Genomic DNA, 24938 nt, shown 5'->3' on the forward strand with positions numbered 1-24938 from the left:
AGCAATGCCGCAGGAAATTTATAACATTGAACATACCGGATTTGTCGACGGCCAGCTTATTTCCGAGGTATCTGTGAACGCAGCGCATTCGATTTTTGAAGGGCATTTTCCAGGTTCACCCGTTACGCCCGGCGTGATACAAATGCAAATGGTCCGGGATATTCTCGCGCAGCATCGGGGCCGGCCTTTGAGACTTAAAATGCTCAGAACGTGTAAGTTCCTGAAAATTCTCGATCCTGCGGCCAATCCGCTGGTAACGATCAATATAAAGTACAAGGCGGAAGAATTAGTGGAAGTATCTGCAACCGGACAATGGGGAAGTACGGTTTTTTTCAAAATCCAGGCAACTTACATTTACGAATGAGGCTCTTTTTATTTACTCAGCGGACATTTTAAATCGATTTCTATTAGTCCCGTATTACAAAATGACGCTTTCGGATATTCAGTGCTGCATTATCATTCCCACCTACAATAATGAGAATACTGTACGACGGGTTATCGACTCGGTAATGCCTTATGCGGCGGGGGTTACCTTCTTTGTTGTCAACGATGGTTCCACCGACAGTACCTTGCACATTTTGGCTTCTTATGGTGTGAAGCTCAGGGTTTTGAACAACTTTCCCAATCGCGGAAAAGGCTACTCGCTTCGGCGTGGCTTCAAGGAAGCGATGAAGCTGGGGTATAAATATGCACTTACACTTGACTCTGACGGTCAGCACCTTGCGAGTGATATTCCGGTGTTTATAGAAGCGGCCCTGCAACACCCTGGCGCGCTGCTAATGGGATCGCGGAATATGGAGCAGGAGGGAGTGCCCGGCAAGAGCTCTTTTGGTAATAAATTTTCAAATTTCTGGTTCAAATTCGAGACGGGCATCACACTGCCCGATACGCAAACCGGCTTTCGGTTATATCCTCTGGAGCCGCTGAAAACTATCAAGCTTTTTACGACCAAATTCGAGACGGAAATTGAAGTAATCGTGAAAATGGCCTGGCGCAAGGTGCCGATCATACCGGTTAATATCAACGTTATTTACGATAAAAACGAGCGCGTAACGCATTTCAGGCCGTTTCGCGATTTTACAAGGATCAGTATTCTCAATACCTGGCTGGTGATCCTGACTCTCCTTTACTATCTCCCCAAAAGACTGATTGAGGAAGTGCGGAGGAAGGGTTTATGGAAAATAATTAAAGCGGAGGCTATTAAATCCGACGAATCCAACTTCGATAAAGCGCGCTCAATAGGGTTCGGATTCTTCATGGGAATCGTGCCGATCTGGGGATTTCAGCTGCTGGTGGGCATACCGCTTTCGGTTTATTTCAGAATGAATAAGGTGCTTTTTCTGGCCGCGGCGAATATCAGCATTCCGCCGATGATCCCGCTGATCATATTCCTGAGCTATAAATTCGGCGGTTTGTTTTATCAGAATGGGGTTCAGATTAACGATCTGAAAAACCTTTCCCTCGAATCTATTCACCTCAATTTTGTCCAGTATTTTCTGGGAGGAACCTTATTGGCTATCGCAACTGGGATAGGAACCTTCCTGATCAGCCTCGCGATCCTCACAACCACCCGGCCAAAAAGTACAAAGGGGTTGTAAGCTAGTTAGTTAACAGTGACAATACGTCCGGAGCGGTAAATTCCAATGCTTTTCTTCCTCAAAATCTTCTCCAAATTTTTATAAAATCTATACGAATTAACCAAAAATAAGCCTTTTGCGATTTTGTTATGAGGTCTCATTCTCTATATTTACGGAATTATAAACCTTACAACCAAACATTGTATATCGCATGAGTATCATTACCTATTTAGTGCCAGTGTTCGGTCTAATCGGCCTCCTGGTGATGTTCTTCAAAAGAGGCTGGGTTGTCCGCCAGGATGCAGGAAATCCTGAAATGAAAGAAATAGCGGACGCAATTGCAGATGGTGCCCTTGCCTTCCTGAAAGCCGAATGGCGTGTACTCATAGTTTTCGGAATAATCGTCTCTATTTTATTAGGCTACTCCGGTACCCTCGTTGAAAATTCAAGTCCTTTTATCGGTTTGTCATTTATTATCGGCGCGTTCGTGTCTGCATTTGCCGGATATATCGGGATGAATATCGCTACAAAATCAAATGTCCGGACCACACAGGCGGCACGTACGAGTCTGACCAAAGCGCTGGAAGTTTCCTTCACAGGCGGCTCGGTCATGGGGATTGGCGTGGCTAGTTTGGCGGTAATCGGTTTAGGTGGACTTTTTATCATTCTGTATTATTTTTTTGTAGGAGATTCTACGGACGTGAATGGTCTGGCGATGGAGAAAGTGCTTGAAGTACTGGCGGGTTTCTCGCTGGGTGCAGAGTCAATCGCACTTTTTGCAAGGGTAGGAGGAGGAATTTATACAAAGGCTGCTGACGTAGGTGCTGACTTGGTAGGTAAAGTCGAAGCCGGTATTCCGGAAGATGATCCGCGTAACCCGGCAACAATTGCTGATAATGTGGGAGATAACGTTGGTGACGTGGCCGGTATGGGCGCCGATTTATTCGGTTCTTATGTGGCTACGATCCTCGCAACTATGGTATTGGGTAGGGAAATTATTGCAGAAGGTACCGACAATTTTGGCGGGATCGCACCGATTTTGCTTCCGATGGTGATCGCCGGAATGGGACTGATCGCATCAATTATTGGAATGCTGCTGGTACGGGTGAGTAATGATAACGGCGATGTGCAAGGTGCGCTTAATCGCGGAAACTGGGGCTCTATCATTATCGTGTTGGTTGTCAGCTATCCGCTGACGATCTGGATGTTACCAGAAGGTACCTTGACAATAAGAGGAGTTGATTTTACTTCAATGGACGTTTATTGGGCCATTCTGCTCGGTTCTATTGTAGGCGCGATTATGTCGACAGTTACGGAATACTACACAGCGATGGGAAAACGTCCGGTTCAATCGATCGTCAATCAGTCTTCAACAGGTCACGCGACGAATATCATCGGCGGACTTTCTGTTGGTATGGAATCGACCGTAATTCCAACGCTTGTATTGGCTGCTGGTATTTTTATCAGTTATGAATTTGCAGGTTTATACGGCGTTGCGATTGCCGCCGCTGGTATGATGGCGACTACCGCCATGCAGCTTGCGATCGACGCATTCGGGCCGATTGCTGATAATGCAGGTGGTATCGCAGAAATGGCACATTTGCCGGAAGAAGTGCGCGGCCGGACAGATATTCTGGATGCAGTTGGTAACACGACCGCAGCCACCGGAAAAGGTTTTGCGATTGCCTCTGCTGCATTGACTTCGCTGGCTTTATTTGCTGCGTTCTGTGGTGTTGCGGGCATTAATTCCATTGATATATACAAAGCGAATGTACTCGCCGGGCTATTTGTCGGCGCGATGATCCCATTTATATTCTCATCCCTGGCGATCGCTGCGGTAGGTCGCGCTGCCATGAAAATGGTAGAAGAAGTGCGCAGGCAGTTCCGCGAGATTCCAGGAATTATGGAAGGTACTGCCAAGCCTGAATACGATAAATGCGTTGCTATCTCGACTCAGGCTTCGATTCGTGAAATGGTAGCGCCTGGTTTGATTGCCCTGATCGTGCCGGTGTTGGTTGGGTTTCTGTTTGGGCCTGAGGTACTTGGCGGAACTTTGGCTGGTGTTACGGTCTCTGGTGTTTTAATGGGGATATTTCAAAACAATGCCGGCGGTGCCTGGGACAATGCGAAGAAATCTTTTGAAAAAGGAGCTGTAATAAATGGCGAAACCTTCTACAAAAAATCGGAGCCGCATAAAGCTGCTGTGACGGGAGACACAGTTGGTGACCCATTTAAAGATACTTCGGGACCTTCTATGAATATCCTGATCAAGTTAATGTCGATCGTTTCACTCGTAATCGCCCCCCATATTGCGGTTGAACGTACGGATGTGCAAAGCATGGATGTAAATTCCAAAGTACAAATGCATTCAGTAACGGAAGTGAAAACAATTTCACCCGCACCGAATGTGGAAGTAGTAACCTTAAAGTTGCCCACAACATCCAGGTAAGTGGTTTTTAGAAATGTATTTCAGATACCCGGCCGGAGTGGTCGGGTATTTTTTTGCTATTAGTGTTGAATTTGTTCGAGCAAACGTTAATAGGTATATTAGACTAAAACTTGAACTATGGAAACGTTGACAATCGAGATAAAAAATCCGAAGGCAAAGCGGCTGCTTGATGATCTCGTAGATTTAGGACTGATCGCAGTTAGAGAGACAAAGCCTTCGTGGAATGAACGATGGAGTACTTTGTCCAAATCACTACCTGATGTGACCGAGATATCTGAGGAGGACATTTTTGAGGAAATTAGTAAGTCTCGTACTGAACACAGGAATTTGTGATCAGAATTGTCATTGATACGAACCTTTATATTAGTGCATTCATAAACACTAATTCCAGAAACCGTCTCAATGCGGTTTTTTCTGATCCCGCTCTTGAAATTCTTGTAGATCCAACATTATTATCTGAAATATTTCAGGTCATCAATAGACCTAAGTTTACCAAATACGTTACTGCGAGCCAGATTAACTCATTTATGGAGTTAATAAGTGAGAGGTGCACTTTTGTATTTACTACCATAAGCGTCAAGGTCAGCCCCGATCCGAAGGATGATTTTCTTCTGGCGCTCTCTCAAGAAGCTAACGCCCAATTTCTATTGACTGGTAACAAAGTAGACTTATTGGAACTGAAAACTTTCGGAAATACCCGCATTTTGACCCTAACGGAGTTTCTTGATTTACGTTCAATGACATGAGTTTACTAGTTGCGGAATGATTTTTGTTGAATAGCTCACAAGAACAATTCAACAAAACTCGAAAATCATGAAGAAGGCATTTGTTTTAGCTGCATTGATAGGACTTTCATCAGTAGCATACGCACAGGAGCAGACGAAAACGGAAAAGGCCGTTGAAGAAACTAAGTCCGACGCCAGAAAGGCTAAGAAAGAACTGAAAAAAGATGCTAGAAAAGCTGGCGACAACATTGAAGACGGAGCCGAGAAAGTTGGCGACGGAGTAGAAAGAGGCGCTAAGAAAGCAAAAAGAGGCACGGAAAAAGCTTATGACGCAACGAAAAAAGAAGCGAAAGAAGCTAGAGACGATGTGAAGAAAAAAGTTGACGACAAGTAATCAGAGATTAGATACATACACACTTGGATCCCGGTTATGAAAATGACCGGGATTTGTTTTTTTAACAGATCGCCGAAACGCTTTTATGCAACACAATGCGGAAAGTAGGGGAAGAATACCAGCAATGTTCATCATTTGCGAAAAGATTGTACTTATTAAAATACAGGAACTTAATCGCACTTTGGCCCCGTTAATTGTACAATAGTATCACACAGTCATGACGAATAAACAGTACTTTTTTATCATTCTTATCCTGGGTTCGCTGGCAACCGTCAGCCCGTTCTCCATCGATATGTACCTGCCGGGCTTCCCCCGGATTGCCTCTGATCTCGCCACCACCATCGATCGTGTCCAGCTTTCATTGACCAGTTACCTGATCGGAATCTGCCTGGGACAAATACTTTACGGGCCGCTTTTAGATCGTTTTGGTCGTAAAAAACCGCTTTATTTCGGTCTCGGACTATATGTGATCGCTTCGCTGGGTTGCGCGCTTACTTCTTCGGTCGACGCTTTGATCGCGATGCGGTTTTTCCAGGCGATGGGCGGTTGTGTTGGTCTGGTGGCGTCGCAGGCATTGGTGAGTGACCTTTTTGCGCCTCAAAAACGCGCCGAAGTATTTTCGCTGATCACGCTCGTTATCGCAGTTTCTCCGATGATAGCCCCTACAATAGGCGGTTACGTTACTTCTGCGATCGCCTGGCAGTGGATTTTTGTGATCCTGGCCGGTATTGTGGGCTTGATGATGCTTGCGATTTACTTTTTTCTCCCCACCGGAAGAGCAGCCGATCCCTCAGTGTCCCTGAAACCCAAAGCGGTTATGAATGGATTCGGGATCGTGTTGGGGCAGCCGCAGTTTTTGCTTTATACGCTGGCAGGAGGTTTGGCAACTGCCGCACCGTTTGCCTATATCGCGGGATCTTCTGACGTTTTTATGAATATCTACAAAGTCTCAGAGCAGCAATATGGCTGGATCTTCGCATTCCTGGCGTTCGCGATGATCGGGTCAACGCAGCTCAATCATATTTTGCTGCGCAAATTCACCAGCGAGCAGATTATTAAAGTGACCCTGATTTGCCAAAGCGCAGTCGGGCTGATCATGATCGTTGGGGTCTATAATAATATGTTTTCCTTATTGGGGTTGATCAGTATCATGTTCATTTTCCTTTGCGGCCAGGGACTTACGGGGCCTAACGCTTCTGCGTTATCATTGGCGCCATTCAACAAACATACCGGAAGTGCTTCTGCATTGATGGGCAGCTGGCGAATGGGCGCGGGCGCGATCATTTCTGCATTGGTAAGCTTATTCCACAACCAAACCGCCGTTCCGATGCTAGGTATGATGGCGTTTTGTTCAATCGCAGGTCTGGTGATCCTATTTACCGGAAATGTGGTAGTAAGGCACCAGTCGAGAAGGCACCAGGTCGAAGACGAAATTTCGGTTCTCCTCTAACAGATTCTCCGTGGGTAATATTTGGGTCTCGAAAAGCAGGCCCAACTCACTTGTTTCATTCCCCAATCACAATTTCTTGCGCCAGTTTTACTTAATTTACATTGATCAAAATCGATGTTATGAAAAACCTGGTGTTACCGATACTGCTTTTGTTGTGCGTTTTGACACAATCCTGCCAACAAAAAAAGGATAGCGAGTCGGAATCGCTGCGCCCGATAAGTGAAGTTTTTGCTGCTTATCACGATGACAGAATGCAGCTGAATCCGCTTGAAGCGACATTCAACGGCGACAATCGCTACAATGACAAAATGCCCGACGACCTGACCCAGGCCGGAAAGTCGCGAGCGGGCGCATTTCACAAAAAATACCTCGACGAACTCTCCCGCTACGACCGCGACAGGCTGACCGAAGAAGAGAAAACAAGCTGGGATCTGCTCCAATGGGAATGTAATATCGGTTTGGAAGGGTTAAAATTCCCGACCGAGCTAATGCCGATCAACCAGATATTCTCGACGCATTTGCTGATCAGTCAAATGGCGAGCGGAAGCAGCGTGCAGCCTTTCAAAACAGTAAAAGATTATGAAAACTGGCTGAAAAGGGCAGACGGATTTGTAGTTTGGTGCGATACCGCGATGGTAAATATGCGGAAAGGGATCAAGGAAGGCTATGTTCTGCCAGCTTCTCTGATTAAAAAAGTAATTCCGCAATTGGCCGATATGAATCATGGACCCGTGCAGGATCACCTGTTTTACACCCCGGTAAAAAACTTCCCAAAAGATTTTTCAGAAGCGGACAAGGCCCGCCTCGAAAAGGAATACAGCGAAATGGTGCAGTCGAAGATCATCCCGATTTTTGAAAGAATGCACGCATTCGTAGAGAAGGAATATTTGCCGGCCGGCAGAAAAACTGACGGTTTCGACGCCCTGCCGCAAGGGAAAGCGATGTATGAATACTACATCAAGTATTTCACGACCACTGAAATGACCGCCGACGAGATACATAATCTGGGCAGGAGCGAGGTAGAGCGCATTTCGAAGGAAATGGAAAAGGTCAAGGCGCAGGTCGATTTTAAAGGGGATCTCAAAGCGTTTTTTAATGCGGTGCGTAAGAATAAGGAATTGATGCCGTACAAAAAGCCGGAAGAGGTGGTCGCGCATTTCAATAAGATCCACGAAAAGATCAAACCTAATCTGGTCAAACTATTCGAGCTGACCCCAAAAACACCTTTTGAGGTGCGAAGAACAGAGGTTTTCCGGGAATCTTCTGCCGCAGCTGAATACAATCCGGGGCTGGCCGACGGTTCTCGGCCGGGCGTTTTTTATGTCCCCATTCCGGATGTAAAAACGTACAATAATGTGTCCGACGAAAGCCTTTTTCTGCACGAAGCGATTCCCGGCCACCACTATCAGATCTCATTACAACAAGAAAATAAAGCATTACCGGAATTTCGTAAAAACCTATGGTACAGTGCCTACGGAGAAGGCTGGGCATTATATACCGAATCTTTGGGCAAGGAGCTGGGACTTTACACAAATCCTTATCAATATTTCGGCATGCTGAGCGCCGAAATGCATCGCGCGATTCGGCTGGTAGTAGATACGGGCCTGCATTCACAAGGCTGGACCCGCGAGAAGGCGATCCAATATTCGCTGGACCACGAAGCGGAGTCGGCCGAGAGTATTACTGCGGAAGTGGAGCGCTACATGGCGGGAGCGGGGCAGGCGCTTTCTTATAAGATCGGCCAGCTTAAAATCCGGGAACTTCGCACGAAAGCAGAAAAAGAAATGGGAGCCAAATTTGATATCAAAACCTTTCATAAGCTGGTTTTGGAATCGGGATGTGTGCCTTTGAAGCTGTTGGAAGACAGAATCAACGAATGGATCGCCTCGGCGAAATAGCTATTAAAGTGCATTGGTGCTTAGTTTTGGGCGTATTTCGTTTTTAGACAAGCATTTATCTAACGGTTAAGAACCGGCTGGGAATTTCTGACAGAGGAAATTCTCAGCCGGTTTTATTTTTAGGATTCTGGAATGAACAGTATAGAGCAGGACAGTTGGTTTGTTTGAAATATGCATTATTGTATCAATAAATGTGCATTTTTTAAGTTATCTTAGTTAGAAGAACGAAAAAGTGTGATTGATTCCTGAACCTGCTACCATGAATTTTAAGACAAGAATTACCTGTATCGTACTTCTGGTATGGTGCGCATTGGTGTTTAAATCCTGCAATAACAGCTCGTCGACGCAAGTTACGGACGAAAAGATACCTGATCAGGTAAGCTACAATTTCGATATCCGGCCAATCCTTTCTGATAAATGTCTGGCTTGCCACGGCCCCGATGCCAACAAGCGCGAGGCTGGTCTTCGACTTGACGACCCCGAAGCTGCATTCAAAGCATTGCAGGAAAATCCCAAAGCGCACGCGATCGTGGCCGGTAAACCCGAACTGTCGGAAGCGTATCTGCGCATTACCACTACGGATACCGCACTAAAAATGCCTCCGCCGAATTCAAACCTCAAACTGACCCAGCGGGAGGTTACCCTCATTGAAAAATGGATCAAGCAGGGTGCGAAGTACGAAAAACACTGGGCATTTGTGGCTCCTAAAAAGCCAGCCGTGCCGGAAGTCGACGACGAAGACTGGCCAAAAAATGAGATTGACCATTTTATCCTCGAAAAACAGGAACAAAAAGGACTGGAACCTAACGAAGAAGCGGATAAGGAACGCTTGTTGAAACGGTTGAGCCTCGATCTGACCGGCTTGCCGCCCACATTAAAAATGATGGACGAGTTTCTGGCTGACAAGAGCGAGAACGCGTACGAAAAGATGGTGGACCAGCTATTGAAAAATCCTGCATACGGGGAGAAAATGGCGATTCACTGGTTGGATTTGGCTAGATATGCGGATTCTCACGGTTACCAGGACGATGGATATCGGACGCAGTGGCCATGGCGCGATTGGGTGATCCACGCCTTTAATAAAAATATGCATTATAATGATTTCGTGACCTGGCAAATGGCGGGCGATTTGCTTCCTAATTCGAGTAAGGAGCAGCTGCTGGCTACTGGTTTCAACCGCAATCATAAAATAACGGAAGAGGGTGGCGTAATACCTGAGGAATACCGGATCATGTACGTGACAGACCGGAATGATCTTTTTGGCAAAGGGTTGTTGGGCGTAACCCTCGAATGTGCACATTGCCACGACCACAAATACGATCCGCTTTCGCAAAAGGAATATTATCAGATGTTTGCCTTCTTCAATAATGTAAGTGAAGTTGGTATTGAATCGGTGATCGGCGGGCCGGAAACTTATGCGAAAAAGCCTTTGATGGAAATCAGCGACGAGGATGTAAAAAGCATTCTGACGTTTGTAAATAAGCCAGATACCAACCGTCTGATCGTGTCCGTAATGGGCGATCTGGACTCTACGCGGAAAACGCATATTCTGAAAAGGGGCGTTTACGATGCATTGGGGGACGAAGTCGAGCCCGGAACACCGAGCTCAATTTTGCCTTTTGACAAAAAATATCCTAAAAACAGACTCGGATTATCTCAGTGGCTTTTCGATAAAAGAAACCCGCTGACTTCCAGAGTCTACGTCAATATCCTTTGGCAGGAATTTTTCGGAAAAGGTATTGTAAAAACGTCGGGCGACTTCGGAATGCAGGGCGAGCTTCCATCACATCCCGCATTGCTAGACTGGCTGGCTGTTGATTTCATGGAACACAACTGGGACATCAAACGGCTTGTAAAACAAATGGTTACCTCAGCTACTTACAGACAATCTGCTGTCGTATCGAAAGAAAAACTGGCTGTTGATCCGGACAATATTTTACTGGCGCGTGGTTCCAGGTATCGTATTCACGCGGAGTTTATTAAGGATCTGGTACTTGCAAGCAGCGGGCTTCTGAATAAGACAATTGGCGGCCCGAGCGTGAAACCCTATCAGCCAGCAGGGTTATGGGAAGGCGCTACTTCTGGGCGTGGCCTACTTTCAGTTTACAACCAGGATCACGGAGCGAGTTTATACCGCCGGGGAATGTATACGCTCATTAAGAGAACGGTACCACCGCCTACTATGGCCATTTTCGACGCTAGTAACCGGGATTTGTGTGAGGTTAAAAGGTTGAAAACCAATACGCCATTGCAGGCATTGGTGATGATGAATGATCCGGCAGTTCTCGAAGCATCGCGCGTACTTTCTGCTAAATTGTTGCAGGAAAAAACCGAGTCCAAGGATAAGATCATCAAAGCATTCCGCCTCATCGTCTGCCGTACACCGTCGGAAAAGGAATTGAGTGTTTTGACAGCCTACTACGACAAAGAGCTGAAATCCATCAGCCCCGCCGCCGCCAACAAAATGGTAGCGATCGGTGAATACCCGCTGACAAGAAACGTCGATAAAAAAGCATTAGCCTCGTTAATGCGGGTGATTTCGACGATTTACAATTTGGAGGAAACGATAACGAAGAGTTGAGGATAGCTATTGGGTATTAGCTATTAGCCGTTAGCTATTAGCCAATGGCTAGTAATAGCAGCTTGTGAAGTCCGGTAAATCCGATTTCACACAATAAATAAACAAAAGTCAAAAGTCAAGAGTCAAAAGCCAACAGCTAACAGCTAATTGCTAACAGCTAACAGCCAAAAGCCACCAAACATGGAAAAAGAAATATTAGAGCACGGATTCAATTTTAACAGGCGCAGGTTTCTATCTACGATGAGCCTCGGGATTGGAGGAGTGGCGTTAGGTTCACTTTTAATGCCGGATCTTTTAAAGGAAGGGAGTTTGGAAGAAGAGGGCCTCGCGCCGGGAATCCCGCATTTCGCCCCTAAAGCAAAGCGCGTGATCTATATGTTCCAGAACGGAGCACCGTCGCAGCAGGAGCTTTTTGACTATAAACCAAAACTCCGGGAAATGCTCGGGCAAGAAATACCGCCTTCCGTACGTGGAAACCAGCGTTTGACAGGTATGACGGCCAATCAGGCTTCGTTCCCGCTCGTGGGTTCCTTTGTGGATTTCAAACAATATGGTCAGTCGCGGGCCTGGGTGAGTAACTTGCTTCCCTACACTTCGAAGATTGTCGACGATATCTGCATCGTTCGCTCGATGTACACGGAGGCGATCAATCACGATCCGGCTTTAACGTTTTTGCAAACTGGTTCGCAACAGGGAAATCGCCCTAGCATGGGCTCCTGGCTGAGCTATGGTTTGGGAAATGAAAACAAAAATCTGCCGAATTTTACCGTGTTGCTTTCCCGTGGCGTGGGTAATGGTCAGGGTGTTTATTCCAAATTATGGTCAAATGGCTTCCTCGATTCTGTTCACCAGGGCGTGCAGTTTAGCAAGGGAGAGGATCCTGTTTTGTACCTGCGCGATCCCGAAGGAATGGACCGGACGGAGCGTAGGACCATGCTTGATAACCTGTCGCAATTGAACGAAATGTCTTATCAGGAGTTCGGCGACCCTGAGATCACAGCGAAGATCAAGCAATATGAAATGGCTTACCGGATGCAGACTGCGGTGCCCGAAGTGATGGATCTTTCGAAAGAGTCTGACGATATCATCAAATTATACGGACCAGAATGTCTGGTGCCTGGTACTTATGCTGCTAACTGTTTGCTGGCAAGAAAGTTATCCGAAAATGGCGTGCGGTTTGTTCAGCTATATCACCAGGGCTGGGACCAGCACGGAAACCTGCCTTACGAGATCACCAAGCAGGCAATGGACGTCGATCAGGCTTCTGCTGCATTGGTTACCGATTTGAAACAGAGGGGTTTGCTGGACGAAACATTGGTGATCTGGGGAGGCGAATTTGGGCGTACCAGTTACACGCAGGGAAAATTGACCGCTGATAATTACGGGCGAGATCACCACCCGAGATGCTTCACGATCTGGATGGCAGGTGGCGGTATCAAACCGGGTATGGTATATGGAGAGACGGACGAACTAGGTTACAACATAGCCAAAGATCCGGTTCATGTGCATGATTTCCAGGCTACTATATTACACCAGCTCGGCCTGAATCACGAAAAACTGATCTTTAAACACCTTGGAAGAAGGTACCGGCTTACCGACGTTTCGGGTAATGTGGTGCGAGATATTATCAGCTGATCCGTTCAGTATTTTCCTATTTGACTAAACCCTTGGTAAAACTTTAATGAATTTAAGATTCAGGTTTTTTGCGGAACAGCTGCTCGTTGCTGCCAACATTTTTATCCTTTTTCTATTGCTTTTTGAAAGCAAGCTTGTTGTTCCCACCTGGCTGCAAACCATCGGGCGAATGCACCCGCTGATTTTGCATTTCCCGATCGTGATTCTGCTGATCGCGATGCTGCTCGAATTTTTCCGCTTCAAACCTGAATACGCGACCAATACTTTTTACAAAAATTTCCTTCAAAACCTGCTGTTGATTGGCGCATTATTTGCCGCTATCACAGTAATTATGGGTCTTTTTCTTTCACGCGAAGAAGGATACACCGGCGACACGCTGACCCTCCATAAATGGACCGGTGCAGGTATTTTCTTCATTGCTTCGATCATTTACTGGATTCGCAATACGGGTTGGTACAAAGCGCCGGTCGCGAAGGCTGGGGCATTTGTCACGGTCACTATTCTCGTGCTGACCGGGCATTATGGCGCCGCATTAACGCACGGCAGCAATTTTATCTGGGAGCCTATTGAACGAAATGATGAAATGGCCGCAGTGCCGCTGGAAGAAGCGGTTGTGTATACCAATGTTATCAAGCCAATATTTGACCAAAAATGTACAAGCTGTCACAATCCAGACAAGATCAAAGGTGAGCTGAATCTCTCGGATCCCGAATCGATCATGAAAGGTGGTAAATCGGGGAAGCTGATCGTACCCGGGAATCCACAAATGAGCCTTTTATTGCAGCGCGTGCATTTACCAATGGAAGAAAAAAAGCATATGCCACCTTCCGGGAAAGCGCAGCTGACTTTACAGGAGATCTCCTTGATTACATTGTGGGTTAAACAGAAGGCAGAATTTAAAAGAAAAATAACCGAACTCGCTTCAACGGATTCACTCCGCATCCTGGCCACCACTTACCTGAAACCTGCGGAAGCGGTCGATAAGTTTGATTTTCCGGCGGCGGATGAAGAAACGGTCGCCAAGCTGAATTCTGACTACCGCACTATTCTTCCGCTCGCGCGTGAGTCGCCGGCTCTTGCGGTGAATATTTACAATGCATCTGCATTCAATGCAAAGCAACTTGACGAGCTGAGCGAAATCAAAAAACAGGTTATTTCATTGAACCTCAATAAAATGCCGGTTAAGGATGCGGATCTGAAAAGCGTAAAGCAATTTGAGAATCTGCGTAAGCTCGATCTGAATTTTACGGATGTTACTGCGACCGGTTTGAAAGAACTGGCTTCACTTAAATACCTGCAAAGTCTGACACTTTCGGGCACGAAGCTCACTTTAGCCGATTTAAAAAGTGTATTGCCACAATTGAAAAGTCTTAAAACGGTGGCGGTCTGGGATACTAAATTATCGGCTGCGGACGTGGCTGTTTTGCAGAAGGATATCAAGAATATGGAGATAATCGGCGGTTTCAAAGACGATGGTAAAAATCCGTTGAAACTCAATCCGCCGCAGGTGAAGAACAGCTCGATGATATTTGCCAAAACAACCCCGCTTGAACTGAAACACCCGATCAAAGGCGTGGATATCCGTTTCACAATGGACGGAACCGAGCCGGACAGCATCAATTCGCCGCTTTTCAACAACAAAACGATTCTCACGAATAGCGGTACAATCAAAGCAAAAGCTTATAAAAATGGCTGGTATGGAAGCGATCTGGCGGTATTTGATTTTTTCAAAAGTGCATACGAACCGGACAGCGTAAATCTCCTCGCGCCGCTCAACCGCGTGCATCAGGCGGAGGGAGCGAAGACATTTTTTGACAAGAAATTGGGTGTTATAGGAGCTAATAATCCTGCCTGGGCTAACAACTGGGCAGGAGTTAGGAACAATGACATGATCCTGGTGTCGGAATTCAAAAAGCCGATCACCCTTTCTTCGGTCGGGATGCATTACATGATCGAGGAAGCGACGGGCATTTTCCCGCCGGAAAGTGTGGAAGTGTGGGGAGGAAACAGCCGAGATGATCTTAAGTTAATCTCTACCTTCAAAGCCCCGCTGCCCGCAAAAGGGGATAAGGCCACTTTAAAACTGGTTGAAGGTACATTTAAACCGCAGACAGTTTCCTTCGTGAAGGTGGTTGTGAAGCCAGTCGTGAAGATACCCGAGTGGCACAATTCAAAAGGTAACCGCGCACTGGTGCTGGTTGACGAGATGTTTTTCAACTAACATCCATACTGATACTTACGCTTTCGACAGCCGCCGCCACATTTCGGAGCAGGCGCGCGCATTGTGGTAAGGACATTTCCAGAAGCTGATCTTATCGCCTTTAACCGGCGTACCGTCTTCTTTAACGGTCCCGTGCCACTCGCCTTTTTCGTGGTCAATGAACTTGTTCACTACATAATCCCAGCTTTTTTCGGCTTTTACTTTAAACTGCTCCTCCTTCGTAAGCTGGTAAGCATTGTAAAATCCGACAAGCTGCTCGGCGCCAACCCACCAGCTCCGGTCGGTTTGGGTATGTTTGGTGGCCGGGTCATATTCATAGTTCAGCGATCCGTCCTGACTTAAACCCTTGCTGGCCATTCTCGCCATCAATATGGATTTCTCTTTCATTTTCGCGATCAGCTTCTCGTCGTGCAGGATCTCGGCGGTTTCAAAAAGCAGCCAGGAGGCTTCGATATCGTGACCGTACGAAACAATATCATCCTTCGCCTTCCATTTTTCGTCAAAGAAAAGCTGCATGGTATTGGTTTTTGGGTTCACAATATGCGTGATGATCGTGTCGAGCATAGCGGCAGTCTGCTTTTTGAGCTTTTTATCCGGCCAGACGGTGTACAGATTGGTGTAAGCCTCGACCAAATGCAAATGCGTATTCATGCTTTTGACCCACGGACTTTTACTCAAAATATAATCATCGGTAACAGACCAATCTTGTGCAGCTGCTTCCCTGTAACCCCCATTTACTGCATCAAATGCGTGTTTTTCAATGAGATTAAATAGCGAAATAGCTTGTTCAAGCGCGGGCTTGTGGTGCGTGATTCGGTAGTATTCACTCAATCCGTACATCGCAAATGCATTGCCGTAAATCTGCTTTTTGGTCTCTTTCGGAGCGCCGTTGGCTGTCACTGACCAATATACGCCGCCGTGTTTTGGATCAATAAAATGCTTTGAAAGCTGCTGGTAAGCGCGGTCGGCGAGTGTCAGATATTTGGCTTCCTTGAATAGCCGGTGTGCCAGTGAGAAAGTCCACAAGATCCGCCCGGTCAAAACAACCGACCGATCTGAGTCTTTAACAGGCTGATTATCATAATTCACCTGACCATAAAAGCCACCTTTCTCATGATCGGGCCCATATTTTTCCCAGTAATCCAATATCGCGATCAGCTCTTTCGTAAATGCCTCAGCCGTAAATGCAGCCATAATTCACCGGTTTTTCTGAAAAAAGGGGAATCGCTGATTTTCATACTTGGAGTTTTGCTTACAGAATATTTGTTGACAACGATTCCTTGGCCAGAAGTGATGTTAACACTTTGTCGCCTGATTTAAAATGATCGACCTTATTTCGCAAACAGGAAGCGGTCGCGAGCTGAATACTGTCAAGCGTTCGAAGACCCTTATTCCCATATTTTCCGATCAAATGTTTTGCACTTTTTATGATTGAATCATCAACAGGAACGAATATGTATGTTTCGCAGTCTTGCTCAAAGATATTAATGATCTGATTCGCTAGCTCAGTACTAATTTCTCCCGTTCTCGCTTTCTTCCAAAATGCGGAGGCAAATTCAACTTTCGAAATTTCTGATAGAAAAATATTCGTTACGATTTCAAAATTGAATACTGCATCCATTATTTCAGTGTCAGCCTCTTCATGATATAATGTTACCAATGAAGACGTGTCAAGAAATAAATTCATTCTGCGCCCCGCCTTTCCGCAATGACGGTATCCCGAAGAGATGTATGTAGATTTTTAAGCAATTCTCTGGATTTAAAAAAAGAAAAATCGTTCAGAGTTAGGCGTTTGGAAGACTTCGGCTCTACTGCAATTTTTCCTACTTTGGAGATTTCATGCATTTTACCCATAGCGTGTAATATTATTATGTGATATTCAAATGTATAAAAAAAGCCTGACAAACATTTGCCAGGCTCTTAATGGTAGGGTAGAAGCTAGTCTCCCTGATTTTCTTCCTGGGCCTCGTGGTTGTCGCCTCCCAGGCTGTAATAGTTATTTTCTTCGTCTTCGCGACCGATTGCTTCGTCTTCGTCGTCATCTTCCGAGCCTGGTACGTCGAGATCTTCGCCGGTCAGATCGTCATCGAATGACTTTTCGTTCCAATCGTCTGCATCCAGCTCGGCGGGACGTTTCATGCGGGAAATATCTTCTGGATCAATATCCGCTTCGATCAGACCTTTGCGGAATATATCTTCTTCCGAAGGATAATTGCCGGGAAGATCGTCGTCAAATACTTCTTCGTCGTCATCGTATGGATTCATAGCTCTTTGAAATTAAAAGATTTGTAGGTTGTTAGTTCTCTAAGTTACAGGAAAGCCGTTCTGGCTTCCAAAGGTGTTAAAAAAAGTTATTCCAAAATACATGTCGGGCCAGAAAAATAAATTGAGGATCAGGGCCGGGGATTCATGAAAAAACTTTGAAAGGCTATTACTTTTGACAAAATCATTTTAACTCCAACCCAACCATTTCATGCAAAGAAAGTTATTCAAATCTGCTGCGTTACTTTTGACATTAACCGGCGTATCAATCCTAACAGCTTACAAAAGTTTTACCGAAAATCCTGGCCCCTTATATTCCCCCGTTGAAGCCAAAGATATCAAGCTACCCGCTGGTTTCTCTGCCAGCATATTGGCCAGCGACCTGGGTGCGACCCGCCACATGGTTGTTGGGAAAAATGGAGATATGTATGTGAAACTGTCCAAACTGAAAGATGGGAAAGGCATTTACCTTTTGCGCGATACAAACGGCGACGGTGCGATCGATGAGCAAAAACTGTTCGGCGAATATCCGGGAACTGGTATTGCGATCAAAAACGGTTACCTGTACAGCTCTTCCAATAAAGGGGTTTTTCGGTATAAACTGAATGAAAAGGAAGAGATCATTGATTTCGACAAGCCTGAGCAGATCGTGGAAGGCTTGGTAGACAAAGGACGTGATAATGCAAAACCGATTGCATTGGATAACAAAGGCAATATCTACGTCACAGTAGGATCGTACAGCGACAATTGCCGCGAAACCGGTTCAGGCAAAGGAATGTCGCCTTGTACCATACTCGACTCAGCAGGCGGAATCTGGAAATTCAAAGCAGACCAGGCTGGACAGCAATTTTCAGATGGAAAGCGTTTCGCGACGGGTGTGAAAAATGCAGTAGGTATCGACTGGGACAACAAAACAGACGCATTGTACGTGACTGTCCATGGTCGCGGCAAGTTCGACGATATGTACCCGCAATACTATACGCCTAAGCAAAGCGCCGAACTTCCTGCGGAGACTCTGTATCGGTTGAAAGAAGGTGACGACGCCGGCTGGCCGTACATCTACTACGACCATTTTCAGAACAAAAAAATGCTGGCGCCCGAATATGGCGGAGATGGCAAAAAAACCGCAGGCGAAAAAGCGATCAACCCGCTGGTTGGTTTCCCTGCGCATTTGGGACCGAATGCATTGCTGTTCTATTCCGGTAATATGTTTCCTGCCAAATATAAAAACGGAGCGTTCGTCGCATTTCACAGCCAATCTGCCGAGCTTAAAAAGGGCTATCTCGTCGCTTTCGTTCCTTTTGTAAATGGCAAGGCTGGAAAGTGGGAGATTTTTGCAGATAATTTTGCGGGAACGGATCTCGTGAATCCGACCGGCCCGATCCAACACCGCCCCTGCGGACTGGCGCAAGGTCCTGACGGCGCGCTGTACGTGACAGACGATCTGAACGGGACAATTTTCAAGATCGCATACAAAAAGTAATGATCAGAGGCTCATACCTCCATCAACATAAATATTCTGCCCGGTAATGAACCGTCCTGCTTCCGAACAAAGCAGGACGGCCATCGCGGCGCAATCCTGGGGATCGCCAATTTGGCCCGAAGGTGTACCCAGTCGCTGTGTAATGCGTTCTTCACCTTCCGGAACATCTTCCTCAATCCGCGGCGTACCGATGACGCCAGGCGCAAGATTGTTAACGGTCACACCTTTATCGGCGAGTTGCATGGCTGCATTCTGAACCATATTCAATACCGCCGACTTGGTAGCAGCGTACACCATCATCGACGGATGCGGCTTGATCTGCTGCACGCTCCCGATCGTCAATATCCTTCCCCAGCCTTTTGAAACCATTTCAGGCGCAAAGCGCTGCATGAGTATAAATGTAGATTTGAAATTCGCATTCACCTGAATATCAAATTCTTCCAGCGTGAGTTCGTGCCAAAGTTTAGGTATCTGCACCGATGCATTCAAGACGACGATATCCGGGACGTTTCCGTCTTTAACAACCTGATTATAAATAGCAGTCACTGTTTTTGGCTTGGAAATATCGCCTTTCACGATCACAGCAGACGAGCCCAGTTTCCTGATCTCGCGTGCGACTTCTTTTGCATCAGTTTCATCTTTAAGGCAATGCAAGATAATATTAGCGCCAGCTTCGGCCATCGCGAGGGCAATACCTTTACCGATTCCCTGGCTGGAACCGGTGATAAAAGCAGTTTTTCCCGCAAGACTTAGTGTTTTTGAAAGCATAATCCGACTGTTTTTTTCGGAAAAACACTAATCCTATGCCAGAATGCTTGCAAACGCACGCACAGGGAACGTTCCGACGCCTTTGATTTTGGGTGGAACTGCGGTAAAAAGAAAGTTATCCCGAGGCAGCTGATCGAGCTTGCACATATGCTCGACGATCAGAATATCCGCACCAAGCAAAATAGTATGGACGGGCCGGCTATTTGTTCTTGTATCATCAATATTATGGCTGTCGATGCCAACCAGCCTTGCGCCGTGCAAGCGGAGATATTCGGCTGCGCCTTTGGTCAGAAAGGGGTGGTTTTCAAAATATTGATCCGTGTTCCAATGTTGCGACCAGCCTGTTTTAACAATCACCGCCTTATTGCTGACATCTACATTTTTAAAAAGCTCCACACCGATTTCCTGTATATCGGAAGCATCGATGGTCACACCTTCCAGATTGGCAAAAGCTTCCAGCGCAACTTCGGAAAGGTCTTTTCCGTCTTCATAACGATGAAACGGGCAGTCGATATAAGTGCCCGTGTTGCTTACCATTTCGATTTTGCCAATCTGAAACTGAGTGCCTTCTTCGTATTTACCAATTGAATCCCTGCGGCTGAGAAAGTCGCAAATGATCGGCGCGGGCAGACCTTTGTACGTGATCAGTCCGTCGAATAAAACGTGGCTTAAATCAACAAGTCTGACTGATTTGGTTTCCATTCGGTTAAAAATCCGTATCAGCTTTATCCAGCTCCATTTCTTTGATCCAGATATTCCGGTAATATACATCGTGTCCTTCGGACTGCAGTTTAAGACCGCCTGGCTTGTCAGTTATGCCTTTTCCTCCATTGTTCCCGCCGTCAATACCTGAATTTGGGCCTCCCCAAACCTGAGATATCTTGTGGTTCGAATGCACTTTCTTGCCGTTGAAATACAAGGTAACGATCGGTTGCTGCACGATTTTTCCGTCTTTGAAACGAGCCGCCCGGAAAAGAATATCATATGAATTCCATTTGCCGACGCCATTGTAGGCGTGGTAAGGCGACTTGGTTTCGTTGATAATCGCTGCCATTCCGTGCGAAGTTGTATCGCCGTCAAGTACCTGGATTTCATAGCGGTTTTGCAAATACACGCCGCTGTTTCCTCCTTCTTTTGTGATCAGAAACTCAACGTGCGCCCGGAAATCCTTGAATTCCTTTTTTGTGACAATATCCGCAGCACCATACAATCCGCCGGCGGAAGCCGGATCATTGCAATTGATCACCGTACCCTTGTCGACCGGATCGTTTACAACCGTCCATTTAATAGGTGGTTTGGCCTTGAAGCGCGGCCCTTCCCAATAGACCCATTTTTCGTCGAGCATCTTGCGGCTGCCGTCAAGGTACATTTCTGCGCCTTTCGGTGCTTTCGTTCCAACTCCTACCTGGCCAAATGCTGATATCGCCTGACCACAAACAATCAGGATCGCGGCGCAACCTGAAATTTTTACTCTGGAAAACAGTCTGTTCATATTGTTATAGATGAATTGATAAGCCTGTAACATAAGTCAGTGCTGATTCTTTTTACTGTTTTTGAGCTGAGATAATGCTGAAATGTAGAACAAACGCCACAAAAACTACTGACTTTGATGTATTTAACTGTAAAAAAGATTGTTTTAAACCACAAGGTTGTACGGCGCTTTCGGCACGAAATTTATATATACGAGGCATTCTTATCTGACATTTTAAAAGATAAGTACTTTTAAACCTTTTAGACACCGATTATTATGGAGTCATTACATCAACAGAAAAGCATTAATACTGTAACAGGAGTATTTGCCACGAGGAAGGACGCAGAAAACGCATATCAGACGTTGCTGCGGCTGGGTTACAGAGCGGATGAAATCACGCTTATTATGGCGGAGGGAACATTTGATAAGTTGTTCGATCACCCAAAAAATTATTTTTATCAGGATAGCACTTCAACAAAGAAGGAACAGGTAACCAAGATCTCGGAAGCGTTGGATGTGCTGGGTAGGTTTGTGGCGATTCCGGGACTGGCCCTTGTAGTAGCGGGCGATCTGACAAAAGGCGGTGTACGCGCATTGTCGAGCTCTGTATTGTCTGATGAATACGCGGAATATTTCCAAAACCGGCTGCTCGACGGAGAGATACTGATCGACTTTGGCCTTCATACGAACCGCGAAAAGGATCTGATCGTGCACAAATGGGAGGATTTTGGCGGGTATCCATTAATTCGCAGTGTGAACAATGCGGCTTAACAGATTGAATTTCCGAAAGTAAACGCCCGGCAGAACATTCTCCCGGGCGTTTTTTTATAAATGATCCTCAAAAAGCTTCAATATCCGCTTGTACTCGTCCGTCCACGACGAGGCTTCCACAAACCCGTGGTCTTCCATAGGGTAGGAGGCTAGTTCCCAATTGTCTTTTCCAAGTTCAATCAGTCTTTGCGACAGCCGCACCACATCCTGGTAATGCACATTTACATCCACCATTCCGTGACAGATTAGCAGGTGATTTTTTAAACCCGCCGCATGATAAATAGGAGAGCTCTTTCGGTAAGCCAAACTGTCCGCTTGTGGTTCATTTAGAATGTTGGCAGTATAAGGGTGATTATAGGCAGCCCAATCCGTAACCGGCCGCAATGCTGCTCCCGCCTTGAACACGTCGGGTTTTGTAAAAAGCCCCATTAACGTGATAAAGCCGCCGTAGGAACCGCCGTAAACGCCGATGCTTCTGGGGTTGATTTTGTAGTTTTTCACAAGCCACGCGGCGCCGTCGGTATTATCTGTCAGATCCTTTCCGCCCATAAACCTGTAAATGCCGGTGCGCCAGTCGCGGCCGTAGCCGGAACTGGCCCGATAATCCATATCAAGGACGGTATAGCCTTTGTCTGTCAGTAAGTTGTGATACATATACTCGCGAAAATACTGGCTCCACCACTTATGCGCATTCTGCAAATACCCTGCTCCATGTACGAAGATAACAGCTTTTCCATTTGATTTTTTTGGCTCGTAAACACGTGCATAAATTGGCAGCCCGTCAGTCGCCTTGATCGTCACGACCTTTGCTTCCCGCCAGGGATAGGACAAGAATTCTTTTGATACCGACTCTGTAACCCGTTGTGGCTGAGCCGGTTTTTCGCCTGGTTTCGGGTTGTCCATAATATACAGCTCCCATGGCGAGGTACTGTTTGAATATCGGATTGCAATCTTGGTTTCATCCGGCGACAATGTGGCTTCGTGCGCGCCGGTATTTTGCGTCAGCTGCATCCGCTTGCCGCCCGTGGAAGCAAACCTGTACAAATGCTGTTCGCCGGGGTGAACTTCGTTGGTGATAATGTAAAAAGATTTCTTATCCTTCGAAAGCGTCACATTCTGTACCTCAAATTTCCCGGAGGTAAGCGCCGTTTTTTTACCAGTTTTTATATTAAATGAATACAAATGTGAATATCCTGTTTCCTCACTTTGGAAATAAATGGTTTCATTATCAAGCCACTCAATTTCGCCCGCGCTCGTCGGGTACCCGCCGATACCCGGCCCACCAATCCACGCTTCATCGCGCTGTCTGTCAAGCAGTTTCAAAGAAAGTGAATCGATATTCAGCTGCATGATCCAACGATCTTTACTATCCAGCGAACGGACTACGACAACTGCATTTTCCCCATTTTCAGACCAGATCGGTCCGTGAATAACTACGTCACGCTCCTTCTTTTTCCAGGCGGTGTCCTGCTTCGGATAGTCTTTCAGATAGTCCGGCTTGTCGTTAATTCCGGGAATATCCTTTACACTCAGCTTGCGGGTTGTGTCTTTTTCAATATCATAAACCCAAAATTCATAGGAGGAAGCCGGCGCGCCTACTTTTACGCGGCTTGAAATATCGTCGGTAAAACCCGACTCTGTCACATAATTCGGAACATTGGTAGATTTCGCAGATTTATCAGGCTTTGTCAGTCGGTAGGTTACGAACTTTTGGTTGGGACTCAGTTGCTGGTGACTAACTGACTTATCGCCAATATAGATCTCTTTGGGTCGCTGCGGCTTTTCCGCTTCTGTCACTTTTTTGCCCAGGTCTTTCTTTTCTTTACGCTCTTTCAAAACCTCAAACAATGCCAGCTGCTCCGCCTTAAAGACCTTCTCCTGCTCGCCCGGCTTGGGGTCATCCTTCTTATTTCCGGTTTTAAAATCGGTATACTGGGTGTTTTGCCCCGTCGTGAGCTTGATGCTGAACAAGTTGTTATTCCGAACAAAAATAAAGCTCAGCTCATCCTGGCTAAACACCGGGTTTGTCTCACGGTCAACGGTATTCGTGATCTGCCAGGGCTGTCCTTTCGGGTCCACAATGAATATATCACCGTTTTTTTCATACAACCTGACATCTTGCCGGCGATTATAAACCCCGTTTCTCCCGGCCAGTTTCTTCCGGTCGGCGAGCTTGATTTTGCTGATCTTTTTATCGCTCAACGAATATCCATACAGCGAATCAGAAGGATTTTTATCCGGGTTCCAATTAAAATAAATGGTCTTTGAATCATCAGCCCAGGTAATATCCGAAGGCGAAGTCCCGATCCACATTTTCGGATCCCGCATAATTTTCCCGACAGTGAGAGGAACGAGGGATTGGGAGAAAGCAGCGGGTATCGAGGCAAGAAATACAAATAGCAACAGTTTGATTCTGGGAAATTTACTCGTCATTTTCACTCGTCTTTGGGGGTAGATAATTTTCATTGGTAATCAGGCTGCGTCCGATCTTTTCTTCCAGTTCGACCCGGGCTTTCCTGGCTATTCCACCGCCTTGTTTGCCGGCTCTCTTATTTTGTTCGAGGCCCGTTGCAGTTTGCACCTCGGCAATTTGCCGCGTACTTAGCTCAGCGAGTGCTGTGAAAATTAATTCAGCTTCACTCATGTGATCCCGGAGATTCTGGCTTTTCAGTGCTTTAAACTTTTTGTGTTCCTTTACTGTCAATCCCGCCCATTCCTGATGAATAATGTTGGTGAGTAGCGCAAATTCTTTACCTTCTCTAACCTCATGGTCCTTCCAGTAATCTGTCAGCTTGTTGCGGGTTTCCTGCCCCATCATCCGCTGCTGGATCCACTTTTCACTTCTTCCGTGCTTCTGCCACATTTCTCGCCCCCGGTTGACTGAAAGTGAAGGATCAGTCAGTTCCTGCATTCTTTCGTAGCCGACCTTTGCAAGCCATTTCTTCAACGGTTCCACCTTCGGCGATGTGATGGATTGAATAATCCTCAGAATGTGCTGAACGTTTCCTGCCAGGGTATTCCGCTTTTTTCCCGATGAAGTTGTCATCGCTATCTGGGGACAATTTGTCCCTACATAGCCACCGAGTTCCGGATCCCTTTTTCTTAGTTTTTTCAAATAATCTGTCGGGTTAGTCGAGTCCGTCAGCGCCTGCACGACATCAACAATCGAGAAAAACCACATTTCCGACTCTTCGTCGTAAAATCTTCGGATATTGTAACCTTCGTAGAAAGAGACAGAGTCGGTCATTATTGA

Annotated in this window: 21 protein-coding genes; 13 read left to right on the forward strand and 8 right to left on the reverse strand. The window is 46.3% G+C overall.

Annotated features, from left to right (window positions below; translation table 11 throughout):
- The first annotated feature begins 4 nt into the window (after nucleotides 1–4).
- The 11 genes from LZG94_RS18500 (at nucleotide 5) to LZG94_RS18550 (ending at nucleotide 14930) form a co-directional block, all read left to right on the forward strand.
- Nucleotides 5–364, forward strand: a complete 360-nt coding sequence (locus LZG94_RS18500) for a 3-hydroxyacyl-ACP dehydratase (protein WP_233793279.1) — start codon at nucleotides 5–7, stop codon at nucleotides 362–364.
- A gap of 61 nt (nucleotides 365–425) precedes the next feature.
- Nucleotides 426–1598, forward strand: a complete 1173-nt coding sequence (locus LZG94_RS18505; protein ID WP_233793280.1) for a DUF2062 domain-containing protein — start codon at nucleotides 426–428, stop codon at nucleotides 1596–1598.
- A 190-nt stretch (nucleotides 1599–1788) separates the two neighbouring features.
- A complete protein-coding gene (locus LZG94_RS18510) occupies nucleotides 1789–4026 on the forward strand; it encodes a sodium-translocating pyrophosphatase (protein WP_233793281.1) in 2238 nt (745 codons plus the stop codon).
- Between the two features lie 117 nt (nucleotides 4027–4143).
- Nucleotides 4144–4359, forward strand: a complete 216-nt coding sequence (locus LZG94_RS18515) for a hypothetical protein (protein ID WP_233793282.1) — start codon at nucleotides 4144–4146, stop codon at nucleotides 4357–4359.
- Entirely contained in the window at nucleotides 4356–4772 is a 417-nt protein-coding gene (locus LZG94_RS18520; RefSeq protein ID WP_233793283.1) for a putative toxin-antitoxin system toxin component, PIN family, read from the forward strand. The genes LZG94_RS18515 and LZG94_RS18520 overlap by 4 nt, the downstream gene beginning before the upstream one ends.
- A 67-nt stretch (nucleotides 4773–4839) precedes the next feature.
- Nucleotides 4840–5145, forward strand: coding sequence for a hypothetical protein (locus LZG94_RS18525; protein WP_233793284.1), 306 nt, complete (start codon nucleotides 4840–4842; stop codon nucleotides 5143–5145).
- Between the two features lie 217 nt (nucleotides 5146–5362).
- Nucleotides 5363–6595 (forward strand): multidrug effflux MFS transporter, encoded by a 1233-nt coding sequence (locus LZG94_RS18530; RefSeq protein WP_233793285.1) that lies wholly within the window; start codon nucleotides 5363–5365, stop codon nucleotides 6593–6595.
- Nucleotides 6596–6714: 119 nt separating this feature from the next.
- A complete protein-coding gene (locus LZG94_RS18535) occupies nucleotides 6715–8493 on the forward strand; it encodes a DUF885 family protein (protein WP_233793286.1) in 1779 nt (592 codons plus the stop codon).
- 259 nt (nucleotides 8494–8752) lie between these two features.
- A complete protein-coding gene (locus tag LZG94_RS18540) occupies nucleotides 8753–11074 on the forward strand; it encodes a PSD1 and planctomycete cytochrome C domain-containing protein (RefSeq protein WP_233793287.1) in 2322 nt (773 codons plus the stop codon).
- Between the two features lie 180 nt (nucleotides 11075–11254).
- A complete protein-coding gene (locus LZG94_RS18545) occupies nucleotides 11255–12709 on the forward strand; it encodes a DUF1501 domain-containing protein (RefSeq protein WP_233793288.1) in 1455 nt (484 codons plus the stop codon).
- A 46-nt stretch (nucleotides 12710–12755) separates the two neighbouring features.
- Nucleotides 12756–14930, forward strand: coding sequence for a c-type cytochrome domain-containing protein (locus LZG94_RS18550; protein WP_233793289.1), 2175 nt, complete (start codon nucleotides 12756–12758; stop codon nucleotides 14928–14930).
- Between the two features lie 15 nt (nucleotides 14931–14945).
- Here LZG94_RS18550 and LZG94_RS18555 read toward each other — a convergent pair whose 3' ends face one another.
- From LZG94_RS18555 to LZG94_RS18565, 3 genes are all read right to left on the reverse strand, one after another.
- Nucleotides 14946–16124, reverse strand: a complete 1179-nt coding sequence (locus tag LZG94_RS18555) for an AGE family epimerase/isomerase (RefSeq protein ID WP_233793290.1) — start codon at nucleotides 16122–16124, stop codon at nucleotides 14946–14948.
- 58 nt (nucleotides 16125–16182) lie between these two features.
- The gene (locus LZG94_RS18560; protein ID WP_233793291.1) at nucleotides 16183–16617 is read right to left on the reverse strand and encodes a type II toxin-antitoxin system VapC family toxin; all 435 of its coding nucleotides are present in this window, start codon (nucleotides 16615–16617) and stop codon (nucleotides 16183–16185) included.
- A 251-nt stretch (nucleotides 16618–16868) separates the two neighbouring features.
- Nucleotides 16869–17195: a hypothetical protein gene (locus LZG94_RS18565; RefSeq protein WP_215231803.1), complete on the reverse strand. Its 327-nt coding sequence runs from the start codon at nucleotides 17193–17195 to the stop codon at nucleotides 16869–16871.
- A 208-nt stretch (nucleotides 17196–17403) separates the two neighbouring features.
- On the opposite strand from LZG94_RS18565, the gene LZG94_RS18570 reads away from it, so the two are divergent.
- Nucleotides 17404–18675 carry a sorbosone dehydrogenase family protein gene (locus LZG94_RS18570; RefSeq protein ID WP_233793292.1) on the forward strand — a complete coding sequence of 424 codons (1272 nt, stop codon included), beginning with the start codon at nucleotides 17404–17406 and terminating at the stop codon, nucleotides 18673–18675.
- Between the two features lie 3 nt (nucleotides 18676–18678).
- Here LZG94_RS18570 and LZG94_RS18575 read toward each other — a convergent pair whose 3' ends face one another.
- Genes LZG94_RS18575 through LZG94_RS18585 form a run of 3 tightly spaced genes read right to left on the reverse strand, consistent with a single transcriptional unit; the run spans nucleotide 18679 to nucleotide 20935 of the window.
- Nucleotides 18679–19443, reverse strand: a complete 765-nt coding sequence (locus LZG94_RS18575; protein WP_233793293.1) for an SDR family NAD(P)-dependent oxidoreductase — start codon at nucleotides 19441–19443, stop codon at nucleotides 18679–18681.
- A gap of 33 nt (nucleotides 19444–19476) precedes the next feature.
- Nucleotides 19477–20145 carry a cyclase family protein gene (locus LZG94_RS18580; protein WP_233793294.1) on the reverse strand — a complete coding sequence of 223 codons (669 nt, stop codon included), beginning with the start codon at nucleotides 20143–20145 and terminating at the stop codon, nucleotides 19477–19479.
- A gap of 4 nt (nucleotides 20146–20149) precedes the next feature.
- Entirely contained in the window at nucleotides 20150–20935 is a 786-nt protein-coding gene (locus LZG94_RS18585) for a DUF1080 domain-containing protein (RefSeq protein WP_233793295.1), read from the reverse strand.
- Nucleotides 20936–21190: 255 nt separating this feature from the next.
- Between LZG94_RS18585 and LZG94_RS18590 the strand changes: the two genes are divergently transcribed.
- Nucleotides 21191–21685: a hypothetical protein gene (locus LZG94_RS18590; protein WP_233793296.1), complete on the forward strand. Its 495-nt coding sequence runs from the start codon at nucleotides 21191–21193 to the stop codon at nucleotides 21683–21685.
- Between the two features lie 54 nt (nucleotides 21686–21739).
- Here LZG94_RS18590 and LZG94_RS18595 read toward each other — a convergent pair whose 3' ends face one another.
- Complete coding sequence (locus LZG94_RS18595; protein ID WP_233793297.1) at nucleotides 21740–24118, reverse strand: prolyl oligopeptidase family serine peptidase; 2379 nt, start codon at nucleotides 24116–24118, stop codon at nucleotides 21740–21742.
- Nucleotides 24108–24932, reverse strand: a complete 825-nt coding sequence (locus LZG94_RS18600; RefSeq protein WP_233793298.1) for a BRO family protein — start codon at nucleotides 24930–24932, stop codon at nucleotides 24108–24110. Before LZG94_RS18600 ends, LZG94_RS18595 begins: the two co-directional genes overlap by 11 nt.
- Nucleotides 24933–24938 lie beyond the last annotated feature (6 nt).

The organism is Dyadobacter sp. CY343 (assembly GCF_021390335.1).
Classification (GTDB): Bacteria; Bacteroidota; Bacteroidia; order Cytophagales; family Spirosomataceae; genus Dyadobacter.